Genomic DNA, 12,899 nt, shown 5'->3' with positions numbered 1-12,899 from the left:
GTTGTTGGCCATAGTTGGAACCATTTCACGCCGGATCAGTCAAACTGCGCCTATGAACCTGCCTCCCGAATTGCCCAACGAGACCACCGCAGCGGTCGTGACCAGCGCCCTGCACGAGGAATTCACCGCGCTGCGCGATGCACTGGCCGCCGAGATCGTCGGCCAGTCACTGCTGATCGACCGCCTGTTGATCGCGCTGCTGGCCGACGGCCACCTGTTGGTGGAGGGCGCGCCGGGCCTAGCCAAGACCACCGCGATCCGGGCCTTGGCCTCGCGCGTGGATGCCAGCTTCGCGCGTATCCAGTTCACCCCGGACCTGCTGCCGGCCGACCTGACCGGTACCGATATCTGGCGCGCCCAGGAAGGGCGTTTCGAATTCCAGGCCGGGCCGATCTTCCATCCCATCCTGCTGGCCGACGAGATCAACCGCGCGCCGGCCAAGGTGCAGTCGGCGCTGCTGGAGGCCATGGGCGAGCGGCAGGTGACCGTGGGTCGCAACACCTATGCGCTGCCGCAGGTGTTCCTGGTCATGGCGACCCAGAATCCAATCGAGCAGGAAGGTACGTTCCCGCTGCCGGAGGCGCAGCTGGACCGTTTCCTGATGCATGTGCGCATCGGTTACCCCGATGCCAGCGCCGAGACCGAGATCCTGCGCCTGGCGCGGGAGCGTGCCCTGCAGGCGATGCAGCCCAAGGCCGCACCTGCGCGCAAGCTGTCGCTGGAGAAGATCGAGCAGGCACGCCGAGCGGTGTTGGAACTGCACATGGCGCCGCAGCTGGAACGCTACCTGGTGGCGCTGGTGCTGGCCTCGCGCGATGCCAGTGCGTATGACGCGGCGTTGGCGCGGCGCATCGCCTGGGGTGCCAGCCCGCGCGGTTCCATTGCCCTGGAGCGTTGCGCCCGGGCCCGGGCGTGGCTGGCTGGCCGCGACTTCGTCACTCCGGACGATATCCGCGCGGTTGCCCCGGACGTGCTGCGCCACCGTGTGCTGCCCAGCTACGAGGCTGCTGCCGAAGGCTGGGATGGCGAGCGCCTGGTCGCCGCGCTGCTCGACAGCGTGCCGTTGCCCTGAGCCATGGCCGCAGGTGATGGACAGGATCGATGCGCCCATGGTCCGGGCATCCTGAGCGGGGGCGGGCGATGAGCGCTCCGGCGAGGGAATCCACACGGGAGCCGGCAGTTGACGCCGGCCTGCGCCCGACGCTGCCGGAGCTGATCGCCCTGCGCCAGGCCGGCGTGCAGGGGCGGCAGGCGCGGCGCGGTCGCTATGCGGTCAGCGGCCGTGCGGCATCGAGCATGCGTGGGCGTGGCATGGAGTACGCCGAGTCGCGCGAGTACGTGGCCGGAGACGATGCCCGTCATATCGACTGGAAACTGACCGCGCGTACCGATGCCACCCATACCAAGACGTTCCAGACCGAGCGCGAACGGGTGACGTTGGTGATCGCCGATACGTCGGCGGCCCTGTATTTCGGTACCCGCGTGCGCTTCAAGTCGGTGCAGGCGGCGCGTGCCGGCGCTGTCGCGGCGTGGTCGGCCATGCGCGACGGTGACCGGCTTGCAGCGTTGCGCGGTGCCCGGCAGCAACCCCTGGTTCCGCCCGCCGGTGGCACGCGCGGTGTGTTGCGCGTGCTGGATGCGCTGGTGCGCTGGTACGCCGAGCCCCCCGCCGACGACGCGGGGCTGCAATTGGCGTTGGAGCGCGCCGCGCGCGTCCTGCACCCGGGGGCACGGGCCGTCGTCCTGGCTGACCCGGCCAGCGCCCTGGCGGTCCCGGCAGCGGTATGGTCGGCGCTGTCGATGCACGTGGAGGTCCAGTTGATCCTGTTGGTGGACCGACTGGAAACCGATCCGCCCCATTGCCTATTGCCAGTCGCCACGCCGGCGGGACGGATGCGTTTCGACCTGGTTGCCGAAGGCGTGCGCCAGTCGTGGCATGAGGCATTGGTCGGGCCGATGGAGACATTGCTGCGGCAGTTGCCGGGGCGACGCGTGCGGGTAACGCCGCTGGCGTCGGACCAGGCCAGCGACGCATGGCTGGGTGCCAGCGCACAGGGAGCGTACTGATGGCCGCGAAACTGCCGTTGCGTGACGTGCATCTTCCCGCCGCGCCGTCCTGGTGGCCACTTCCACCGGGCTGGTGGATGGTCATTGGTGCAGTTCTGGTCGTGACCGTGGTCGTGGCCGGGCTGTTGTGGCTGCGCCGTCGCCGCCGCCGGCGCTGGCTGGCCCTGTTCGATGGACAGGTCGTCGCCGCGCTGGAGGGGCCGGTACGCCTGGCGGCGATATCGGACCTGTTGCGTCGGGCCGCGCGCCGCGCGGATACCCGCGCCGCACAGTTGCAGGGCGAAGCCTGGCTGAGGTTCCTGGATGGCCGTCAGGGGCGGGAGTTCAGTGACGGCGAGGGCCGCCTCCTGCTGGAGGGGGCATACCGCCCGCAGGTGGACGTACAGGGCGTGGAGCAGGTACGTGCCCTTGCCCGCGCGCGTTTCCTGGAACTGATGGAAGGGAAACGCTGATGCAGCAGTGGCTCGATCTGGTCGCCGGATGGTTGCCGCCGTTCGCCTGGCCCTGGCTTTGGCTGTTGCTGCCCTTGCCGGTGCTGATGCGCTGGTGGCCGCTGCGCGACAGCCAGGCTCCTGCGCTGCGGGTGCCGTATGACCCGGCCCGGTTGCAGTTGCAGGCGTCCTCGTCCAGTGCCGGGGCGTGGTTTGCCGGCGTGCTGTTGTGGCTGGCATGGCTGTGCCTGTGTGCGGCTGCCGCGCGTCCACAGCAGTTGGGTGAGCCGGTCGAGCCGCCGCGCGAGGGGCGGCAGATGATGTTGGCGGTGGACCTGTCCGGCAGCATGAGCGAAGCGGACATGCAACTGGGTGGGCGCGTGGTTGATCGCCTGACCGCCGCGAAGGCGGTGCTGGCCGACTTCCTGGACCGCCGCGAAGGTGACCGGATCGGCCTGGTGGTGTTCGGCCAGCAGGCCTATGCGTTGACGCCGCTGACGGCCGATCGTGCCACCGTGCGCGAGCAGCTGCGCGACAGCGTGGTCGGCCTGGCCGGTCGTGAGACGGCGTTGGGCGATGCGATCGGGCTGGCGGTCAAGCGCCTGCGCGAACAGCCCGAAGGACAGCGGGTATTGATCGTGCTGACCGATGGCGTCAACACCGCCGGCGTGCTCGAGCCGTTGAAAGCTGCCGAGCTGGCCAAGGCCGAAGGGGTTCGCGTCTACACGGTGGCGTTTGGTGGTACCGGCGGGATGTCGTTGTTCGGCGTGCAACTGGCTGGCGGCGACGACCAGGTCGATGAAGCCACCTTGACCCAGGTGGCGAGCGAAACCGGCGGCCGTTTCTTCCGCGCACGCGATACCGATGAACTGGCCGGCATCTATGCCGAACTGGACCGGTTGGAGCCGATCAAGAGCGTGGGCCCCGCGGTGCGCCCGCGCATCGAACGTTATCCGTGGCCGTTGGCCTGTGCGCTGGTGCTGGGCGTGTTGGGCCTGGCCTGGCGGGGGCTGCGCGCATGAACCTGCTCGACGCACTGCACTTCGTCCGCCCGGATTGGTTGTGGGCCCTGTTGTTGCTGCCACTGGCGATGCTGGCGCGATGGTACCGCCGCCGTCGCCACGCGCGTTGGCATGACGCCGTGGATCCGCACCTGTTGCCGCATGTGACCACCGGCGGCAAGGCGCGGGGCGGCGTCTGGGGAACGCTGGCATTGCTGCTTGGGCTGTTGCTGGCAGTGGTGGCACTGGCAGGCCCGAGCTGGCGCCAGGTGGAACAGCCGCTGTGGGAATCCAAGACACCGCTGGTGATCCTGCTGGACCTGTCCAGCAGCATCCGCACGCCCGACCTGCCGCCCTCGCGCCTGTTGCAGGCGCGGGCCAAGCTGGCCACCCTGCTGCGTGAGCGCAAGGGAGGCGAGGTGGCGCTGGTGGCCTATGCATGGGAGCCGTTCACGGTGGCGCCGTTGACCGATGATGCTGCCAATGTCGCCCTGTTCCTGGACGCATTGACGCCGGAAGTGATGCCGGTGGATGGACAGAAGCTGGACAAGGCATTGGCCTGGGCCGGCACGTTGCTGAAGCAGTCCGGGGCCCGCCAGGGCGACGTGCTGGTGCTCACCGATCATGCCGACGGCGCTGCGCTGGCCGCGGCAGCACCGCTGCGGGCGGCGGGGTACCGGGTGTCGGTACTGGGCCTGGGCAGCCTGCAGGGCGCGTCCTACCGTGACGTGCGCGGCGAGATCGAACACGCGCACCTGGAAGAGACCTCGCTGCGTGCGTTGGCCGCCGCCGGTGGCGGCAGCTACCGGCGCATCGCGCCCACGGATGCGGACCTGCAGGCGTTGGATGTGTTGGAACCGCAGGTGGGCAAGGCCGAACGCGGGCAGGTGCCGCAGGGAACCTCCTGGCAGGACGAAGGCTACTGGTTGTTGCTGCCGCTGCTGTTGCTGGGGGCATTGGCATTCCGGCGTCCGCGCCAGGGAGCTGCGGCGGTCGTGCTGTGCCTGCTGCTGCCGACGCTGCAGCCGTCGCATGCGGCCACGCCGGTACGCGCGGCCGTCGAGCCGGGCACCCTGTGGCAGCGTGCCGACCAGCGTCAGCACCAGCGCTTGAACGATGGCGTGGATGCCTATCGCGCAGGTGATTTCGGTACGGCGCAGAAGCGCTTCGAAGGCATCGATACCGACCAGGGGTGGTACAACCTGGGCAATGCGCTGGCCCGACAGGGCAAGTACGACGATGCAATCAAGGCCTATGACCGCGCCCTGCAGTTGCATCCGAGGATGCCGGATGCGGTGGCCAACCGCCAGGCGGTGGATGCAGCGCGCAAACGGCGTGGCCAGCAGGGTCAACAAGGCCAGCAGGGCAAGCCGAATCAACAGGACCGGCAAGGGCAGCAGCAATCCGGACAACAGCAGTCAGGACAACAACAGTCGGGGCAGCAGCAATCCGGGCAACAGCAGCAGGGCAACCCCGGGCAGCAGTCGCAGCAGAATGGCAATGACCCTCGCTCACAACAGCAAGGGCAGGGGCGGCAATCACCGTCCGATCAACAACAGCCGCAGGATGGCTCCCGGCAGGGACAGCAGGGAAGGGACGGCCAGCAGCGGCGGGACCAGGGCGGCAGCGGCCAGGCGCAACCGCAGCCGCCGCTGGATGCGGAGAACGGCGGCGCGCAGCAGCAGGCCGATGCGGCGCAGCGCGAGCGCATGGCCCAGGCGATGCGCCAGCAGGCCGACGCTGCGCGTGAAGGTGAGCGTGCCGCCGCGGCGGCGCGCGCGGCGATGACGCCGGAGCAGCGCGAGCGCCAACAGGCGCTGGACGCCTGGATGCAGCGCGTGCCGGATGAGCCGGGCAATCTGTTGAAGGCGAAATTCCAGCTCGAGTACGAGCGACGGATGCGGGAACAGCGATGAAGACGAAGATCGGGCGCCTCTGCTGCAGGGGTTGGATGGCACTGTGGCTGCTGCTCACGTGCATCGGCATGGTACAGGCACAGACCCGCGCCTGGCTGGACCGCGAAAGCATCAGCCTGGGGGAGACGGTCATCCTCAACATCGAGACCGACCAGTCCGGACAGCCGGACTACGGCCCGTTGCGGGCCGAGTTCGACCTGAGCCGGCAGAACACCAACCGCCAGATGCAGATGAGCAACGGAACGGTCAGCAGCAGTGCGTTGTTCTCGGTCGCGTTGTCGCCACGCCGCAATGGCGAGCTGCAGATCCCGGCGCTGCGGGTGGGCAATGCGCAGACCGCGCCATTGCGGCTGGTGGTCGCGCAGGCACCGCTGGCCACCCGTGACAGCAACGCGCTGGCCTTCGTCGAGACCACCGTGGACGACACCCAGCCCTACGTGCAGCAGACCGTGGGCGTGGTGGTGCGGCTGTACTTCGCCACGCAGCTGGCGTCCGGCGAGCTGGTACTCGACACCCCGGCCGGTGCCTCGTTGCAACGCGTGGGCGAGGATGCCACCTCCACCCGCGATATCGGCGGACGTCGCTACAACGTGGTCGAACGCCGCTTCATGCTGGTGCCCGAGCGCAGCGGGGCGTTGCAGGTGCCTGGCGCGCGCTTCAGCGGGCAGGGCGTGGGTGGGTTCTTCGATGATTTCCTCGGCCGCGAAAGTGGCCAGCTCAGCGCACGTGCCCCGGACCAGACCCTGCAGGTCCGCGCGGTCCCGGCCAATGCATCGCAACCGTGGTTGCCGCTGAAGAGCCTGCAGCTGCGTTACACCACGGCACCCAACAGCGCTCGTACCGGTGAAGCGGCCAACATCGTGGTCGAGGCCACTGCTACCGGCGTGACCAAGGCGCAGTTCCCGGACCTGCCGGTGCCATCGCTGGGCGATGCCGCGCAGGTGTTCGCCGAGCCGCCGCAGTACGACGAGAGCTTCGTCGGCGGCAGCCCGCAGTTGAAGTTGACCCGCCGTTACTCGGTGGTGCCACAGCAGACCGGCCCGTTGACGGTGCCGGGCATCAGGCTGGGGTGGTGGGACGTGCGGGCCGGCCAGGCGCAGGTGACCGCGTTGCCGGACCTGCAGTTGCAGGTCGAGCAGGGCAGCGGTGGCGTGCAGCCCCCGCCGGTGGCGCAGGCGGCGGTCGATTCGCCGGCGCTGAAGGGCACGGACCTGGCACTGGCGGCGGCCGGTCAGCGTGACTGGTTGTGGCCGGCGCTGGCGGCGGGTTTCGCGCTGCTGTGGCTGGTGACGCTGATCTGGGGGCTGTCGCGCCGTCGCGACGCACCGGTGCGGGAGCGGCGCCCGGGCGTGTCCGGAACGACCGGCACTGCCGCGCCCGCCTACAGCCAGGCCGACCTGCGGCGTGCGTTGGATGCCGGTGGCCTGGACGAAGTGGTGCAGATCCTCGCCGCGATGGCCGGTGTGCGGGACCTGGATGCGGTGCTGGCCCGCCTTGGCGACGCCGGGCAACGCCAGGCGCTGGAGCGGATGCAACGGGCGCGCTGGGCAGGCCAGGGCGATGTCAGCCAGGCCCGGGCACAGCTGCGCGAGGCCTTCCGTGCGGGACCGCGTTGGCGCGATGTCGGCAAAGTGGCGGAAAAACCGCTCCTGGACCCTCTCTATCCGGGACAAAGCTGAAAAGGCGCCGTGGAGGCGTCTGCTAAGCTGCTTCACTGACCAAGGGGAATCCGCGTATGACCAACCCAGCAACTGCCGGCAAGCTGCCGTTCCACTGGAAAATCGGGATTGGCTTCGGTGTTGGCCTGTTGTTGGGCCTGATCGTGCACCTGGTATCGCCGGGCGCGGAGTGGGTGCATTGGGTGACCATGTACCTGACCACGCCGGTGTCGGGCCTGTTCCTGAGCCTGATTTTCATGCTGATCGTGCCGCTGATCTTCTCGGCGCTGGTGATGGGCGTGTCCGAGATGGGCGACATCCGCTCGCTCGGCCGCATCGGCTGGAAGTCGCTGGCTTACACCATCGTGCTGTCGGGTCTGGCGGTGCTGATCGGCCTGGTGCTGGTCAACCTGCTCAAGCCTGGCGCGGGTGTCGATCCGAGCGTCGCCGCGCAGCTGCTGGCCGAGAACGCCGAGCGCAGCAAGGAGATCGTGGCCGGTGTCGGCTCCCAGCCCAAGGGCATGGAAATGCTGCTGTCGATCGTGCCGAACAACGTGCTGGAGGCCGCCTCCGACAACGGCAAGATCCTGTCGCTGATGTTCTTCGCGCTGATGCTGGGCGTGGGCATGGTGCTGTCGCCGGCGGAGAAGGTGGCAACGCTGCGCAAGGCGATCGAGGGCCTGTTCGAAATCTCGATGACCCTGATCAACCTGGTCATCCGCCTGGCCCCGTACGCGGTGGCCTGCTTCATGTTCAACCTGGCGGCCATCTTCGGCTTCGGCCTGCTGGTCAAGCTCGGGGCCTATGTGGGCGTGGTGGTGCTGGCGTTGGCCGTGCACATGTTCATCAGCTATGGCGTTGCGGTGAAGCTGGCCGGCCGTTCACCGATGGCGTTCTTCCGTGAAACCCAGGAAGCGACGCTGATGGCGTTCTCCACGGCCTCGTCCAATGCAACCTTGCCGACCGCGATGCGCGTGGCCGACCAGATGGGCCTGCCGCACAAGGTCTCGCGCTTCGTGCTGACCGTCGGTGCCACTGCCAACCAGAACGGCACGGCGCTGTTCGAGGGCGTGACGGTGATCTTCCTGGCGCAGTTCTTCGGCGTGGACCTGAGCATCGGCCAGCAGTTCATGGTGATGGTGGTCTGCATCCTGGGCGGCATCGGCACCGCCGGTGTGCCGTCCGGTTCGCTGCCGGTGGTGGCGCTGATCTGTGCCATGGTCGGCGTCAACCCGGTCGGCATCGGCCTGATCCTGGGCGTGAACCACTTCCTGGACATGTGCCGCACCGCGCTCAACGTGACCGGCGACCTGGCCCTGACCACCCTGGTGGCGCGTGGCGAGAGCCAGGACGGGACCGAGCCGGCGCCGCCGCCGCAAGGCTGAGCGGGCACCCACGGTATCCAGGCGACGGCCATCCTGAACAGGGTGGCCGTCTTGCCATGGGCAGGTGCTTTGCGATGCGTGAAGGCAGGGAATGCGGCCTGATCCGGGCGGTGGCTTGTGGGACAATAGGCCGCCCGCAGTTCCGCGGGAGCCTCCCGATTCCGACGAACCATGACGCAGCCCACCCGCCGCCAGTTGGCGAATGCCATTCGTTTCCTCGCCGCCGATGCAGTCGAAGCCGCCAAGTCCGGTCACCCCGGCATGCCGATGGGCATGGCCGATATCGCCGAAGTGCTTTGGAACGACTATCTCCGCCACAACCCGAACAACCCGAAGTGGTTCAACCGTGACCGCTTCGTGCTGTCCAACGGCCACGGCTCGATGCTGCAGTACGCGCTGCTGCACCTGAGCGGCTACGACCTGCCGATCGAGCAGCTCAAGGCCTTCCGCCAGCTGGGCAGCAAGACCGCCGGCCACCCGGAGCGTCATGAAACCCCGGGCGTGGAAACCACCACCGGCCCGCTGGGCCAGGGTTTCGCCAATGCCGTGGGCTTCGCGCTGGCCGAGAAGCTGCTGGCGCAGCGCTACAACCGCCCGGAATTCGAAGTCGTCGACCACCGCACCTGGGTGTTCATGGGCGATGGCTGCCTGATGGAGGGCATCTCGCACGAAGCCGCGTCGCTGGCCGGCACCTGGGGCCTGGGCAAGCTGGTCTGCTTCTGGGACGACAACAACATCTCCATCGACGGTGAAGTGGAAGGCTGGTTCACCGACAACACCCCGGAACGTTTCGAGGCCTACGGCTGGAACGTGGTGCGCGACGTGGACGGCCACGATCCGGAAAGCATCAAGGCCGGCATCGACGCGGCGCTGTCGCAGTTCGACAAGCCGACCCTGATCTGCTGCAAGACCACCATCGGCTTCGGCTCGCCGAACAAGGCCGGCCAGGAATCCAGCCACGGCGCGCCGCTGGGCAAGGACGAACTGGAAGCCACCCGCAAGGCACTGGACTGGCCGTATGGCCCGTTCGAGATCCCGGAAGAAATCTACGCCGGTTGGCGTGCAGGCGGTACCGGCACGCTGCGCCAGGCCGAGTGGGAACAGCTGTTCGACAAGTACGCTGCGCAGTTCCCGGAACAGGCCGAAGAGTTGACCCGCCGTTCGCACGGCGAGCTGCCGGACGACTTCATCGCCAAGGCCGATGCCTACATCGCCCAGGTGCAGGCTGAAGCGCCGAACATCGCCTCGCGCAAGGCCTCGCAGAACGCGATCCAGGCCTTCGCGCCGCTGCTGCCGGAAATCATCGGTGGCTCGGCCGACCTGGCCGGTTCCAACCTGACCCTGTGGAAGGGCGCACACACCGTGGTCGGCGAAGACCCGCAGGCGAACTACGTGCACTACGGCGTGCGTGAGTTCGGCATGAGCGCCATCGCCAACGGTCTGGCCCTGCACGGCGGCTTCCTGCCGTTCGACGCCACCTTCCTGGTGTTCAGCGACTACGCGCGCAACGCGCTGCGCATGAGCGCGCTGATCCCGGCGCACGTCATCCACGTGTTCACCCACGACTCCATCGGCCTGGGCGAGGATGGCCCGACCCACCAGCCGGTCGAGCACGTGTCCTCGCTGCGTTACATCCCCAACAACGATGTGTGGCGCCCGTGCGATGCCGCCGAATCGGCGGTCAGCTGGAAGGCGGCCATCGTGCGCAAGGACGGCCCGAGCTGCCTGATCTTCAGCCGCCAGAACCTGGCCCCGCAGCAGCGCAGTGCCGAGCAGGTCCAGCAGATCGAGCGGGGTGGCTACGTGCTCGCCGATGCCGCCGGTACCCCGGACGTGATCCTGATCGGCACCGGTTCGGAAGTGGGCCTGGCCATGGCCGCCAAGGCCGAGTTGGAAGCCGCCGGCCTCAAGGCCCGCGTGGTGTCGATGCCGTCGACCAACGTGTTCGACCGCCAGGACGCGGCCTACCGTGAATCGGTGCTGCCGAACGCGGTGCGCGCACGCGTGGCGGTGGAAGCCGGTGTCACCGGTTTCTGGCGCCAGTACGTGGGCCTGGACGGTGCGGTGGTTGGCCTGGATACCTTCGGTGCCTCGGCCCCGGCGGACAAGCTGTACCAGCACTTCGGCATCACCGTCGACGCGGTGGTGGCCGCCGCCAAGGCGCAGGTCGCGAACTGAGCGACGCTGTAGCTGAGGTGGAGCAAAGGCCGGGGAAACCCGGCCTTTGCGTATCTGCAGCCCTGCAGCGTCACGCGCAGGGATGGCCGCGTACTTCCAAGCCTTCCTCCGTTGCGTCGTCGTTGCTTCCGCTGCCCCTGCAGGGGGAGTCGAAGCGCCCCATGAATCCTTCCGGGTAGTGAATGGCGCTCGGGGCCGCAGCAGGTGCAGGATCAAAGGCGGATAAATGGCAAGCGCGATGCGACGTGGTGGTGATGTGCTGCCTGCCGGACCGATGCAATACGCAGACGTGGGGCCTGCCAGCCGCCTCCAGGCCACCTCGATCGCCTGGGCGACCGAGTGGCAGGGTGCGGCGACGGCAGGGGCCTGTCATGCTTGGCTTGGGCGATGACACGGACAACAACGCATGGATGACAAACGGCAGGAACTGGTGGGACGCACCAACATCGACCAACTGTTGGGACCCACCGCGCGCGAAATCGATCTGAACCAGCCGGTGCAGGCGCGTCAGGACGTGGCTGACGTACAGATACGTTCGACCACCGATCCGCTGCAGATCCATTTCGCCACCACCGACGTCATCGGCAAGTTGCAGGAGCCGGCCGCCAGCAGCCGCATGCGCGCGTTCGCCCTAGTGTTCATCGGTGGGCCGATGATCGTGTTTGGCCTGATGCTGATCGGCATGGCATGGAGCAGCGATGTCAGCTTGCTGCGGCGCCTGCTTGTCAGCGTGCTGGGTGGCGCGATGGCTGCGTTCTGGCCGTTCCTGATCTATCGCGGCAGGCGCCGCGGCAAGGGGTGAACCCTCCGGTGACGGGCGTGCTGGTGAGTTGGTGACCCCGTAGCTTCAATGCCACTCAGCGCTCGCGCAGGCTTTCGCTGGCGTGCCGCTTGAACGGGCTGAGGAAGTAGTCGATCACCCGTTGCCGGTCGGTACGCACTTCGGCCCGGATGGACATGCCCGGTGCCAGCGGTACGTTCTCCTGGCCGACCCGCACGTGGCTTTCGTGCAGGGCGATGCGCAGGCTGTACAGCGGTCCCTGCCGGGCGTCGTCGATGGCATCGCGCGAGACGTTGAGCACGGTGCCGTGCAGGATGCCGTAGCGGGTGAAGTTGAAGGTCTCCACCTTCACCGACACCGCTTGGCCGGCACGCACGAAGCCGACGTCACGGTTATGCAGGCGCGCCTCGACTTCCAGTGGCTGGTTGCTGGGGACGATGACCATCAGGGGTTGTGCCGCGGTCACCACACCGCCGGCGGTATGCACGGACAGTTGCTGCACGGTGCCGTCCACGGGGGCGGTCAGGCGGGTCAGCATGTCGCGTCGTTCGGCCTTGATCAGTTCCTGCTGCAAGGTGGTGGTGCGGCGCTCGTTCTGGTTCAGCAGGTCGTGCACGCTGCGACGGTACCGGGAGAGCGTGCCGCGGTGGCGTTCAAGCGCCTCCTGGTGCAAGGCGCTGAGCTCGACGATATGGCTGCGGCGCTCGGACAGCTGGCGCTCCTGCTCCAGTTGCTCCTGTTGCTTGCTCAGGTAGTGGTGCTTGGAGACCAGGCCTTCACCGGCAAGCTTGGCGTAGTCGGCGGTGATGCGCTGGGTCATGGGCAGCATCTGCGCCAATGCATTGGCCGATACCTGCGCGGCGCGGATCTCCGCGCTGCGGCGGGTGATCACCGCTTCACTCTGGGCCAGCTCGCTGCGCAGTTCGTGGTACTGACTCTGCAGCCAGGCATTGGCCGCCGAGCGTTGTTCCGGACTTGCCTGCGGGAGCAGCGAGGTGATGTCGGCCGGTGGGTGCTGCTGGTCGATGGCCTCGAGCAGGATGCGTGCGCGTGCGGCGTCCAACTGCGCGTCATCGCGGTCATTGCTGAGCCGATCCTTGTCGGCCGTGGTCTGGCTGGCGTCGAGCTCGATCAGTACGTCACCGGCCTGCACCGTCTGACCGTCGTGGGCATGAATGGCTTTCACTACCGCCATTTCATGTGACTGGATGAGCTTGCTTTGGTCGCTGGAGACGATGCGGCCCTCGGCGATGGCCACCACGTCCAGGCGTGCGAGCATCGACCAGGCCAGGGCACTCAATGCGAAGGCCATGATCAGCCACTGGATGCAGCGCGGGGCGGGGTGGATCGGCGTCTCCTGCAGGGCCTGGACGGCAGGAAGGAAGGACAGGTCCAGCCGTTGGCTGCCGGCGCGGTGGCGCGCGAGGATGCATTGTCGCAGGGCATGCAGCGGGTGACGGAGGAAAGAAAGCGGCTTCATGC

The 12,899-nt window shown here is 67.9% G+C and carries 10 protein-coding genes; 9 read left to right on the top strand and 1 reads right to left on the bottom strand.

The features are described from left to right. Window positions 1–52 precede the first annotated feature (52 nt). The 9 genes from IB227_RS11470 to IB227_RS11430 all read left to right on the top strand — a co-directional run bounded on the left by IB227_RS11470 (window position 53) and on the right by IB227_RS11430 (window position 11,438). Window positions 53–1,072, top strand: a complete 1,020-nt coding sequence (locus tag IB227_RS11470) for a MoxR family ATPase (protein ID WP_192287512.1) — start codon at window positions 53–55, stop codon at window positions 1,070–1,072. A gap of 68 nt (window positions 1,073–1,140) precedes the next feature. Continuing rightward, window positions 1,141–2,067 (top strand): DUF58 domain-containing protein, encoded by a 927-nt coding sequence (locus IB227_RS11465; protein ID WP_192287511.1) that lies wholly within the window; start codon window positions 1,141–1,143, stop codon window positions 2,065–2,067. Next, window positions 2,067–2,519: a DUF4381 domain-containing protein gene (locus tag IB227_RS11460; protein ID WP_192287510.1), complete on the top strand. Its 453-nt coding sequence runs from the start codon at window positions 2,067–2,069 to the stop codon at window positions 2,517–2,519. The genes IB227_RS11465 and IB227_RS11460 overlap by 1 nt, the downstream gene beginning before the upstream one ends. Further along, window positions 2,519–3,520, top strand: a complete 1,002-nt coding sequence (locus tag IB227_RS11455; RefSeq protein WP_132865449.1) for a VWA domain-containing protein — start codon at window positions 2,519–2,521, stop codon at window positions 3,518–3,520. Before IB227_RS11460 ends, IB227_RS11455 begins: the two co-directional genes overlap by 1 nt. Beyond that, on the top strand, window positions 3,517–5,415 hold the full coding sequence (locus IB227_RS11450; RefSeq protein WP_192287509.1) for a VWA domain-containing protein: 1,899 nt from the start codon (window positions 3,517–3,519) through the stop codon (window positions 5,413–5,415). Before IB227_RS11455 ends, IB227_RS11450 begins: the two co-directional genes overlap by 4 nt. A 35-nt stretch (window positions 5,416–5,450) precedes the next feature. Beyond that, entirely contained in the window at window positions 5,451–7,094 is a 1,644-nt protein-coding gene (locus IB227_RS11445; RefSeq protein ID WP_225591800.1) for a BatD family protein, read from the top strand. Between the two features lie 56 nt (window positions 7,095–7,150). Beyond that, window positions 7,151–8,458 (top strand): dicarboxylate/amino acid:cation symporter, encoded by a 1,308-nt coding sequence (locus tag IB227_RS11440; RefSeq protein ID WP_192287507.1) that lies wholly within the window; start codon window positions 7,151–7,153, stop codon window positions 8,456–8,458. Between the two features lie 171 nt (window positions 8,459–8,629). Continuing rightward, on the top strand, window positions 8,630–10,636 hold the full coding sequence (gene tkt / locus IB227_RS11435; protein ID WP_192287506.1) for a transketolase: 2,007 nt from the start codon (window positions 8,630–8,632) through the stop codon (window positions 10,634–10,636). 406 nt (window positions 10,637–11,042) lie between these two features. Beyond that, window positions 11,043–11,438, top strand: a complete 396-nt coding sequence (locus IB227_RS11430) for a hypothetical protein (protein WP_192287505.1) — start codon at window positions 11,043–11,045, stop codon at window positions 11,436–11,438. 55 nt (window positions 11,439–11,493) lie between these two features. On the opposite strand, the gene IB227_RS11425 is transcribed toward IB227_RS11430, so the two are convergent. Further along, window positions 11,494–12,897: an HlyD family type I secretion periplasmic adaptor subunit gene (locus IB227_RS11425; protein ID WP_192287504.1), complete on the bottom strand. Its 1,404-nt coding sequence runs from the start codon at window positions 12,895–12,897 to the stop codon at window positions 11,494–11,496. Window positions 12,898–12,899 lie beyond the last annotated feature (2 nt).

The sequence above is a fragment of the Stenotrophomonas sp. STM01 genome (genome assembly GCF_014852135.1).
GTDB lineage: Bacteria > Pseudomonadota > Gammaproteobacteria > Xanthomonadales > Xanthomonadaceae > Stenotrophomonas > Stenotrophomonas capsici.
This window is presented reverse-complemented; position numbering and strand designations above follow the sequence as displayed.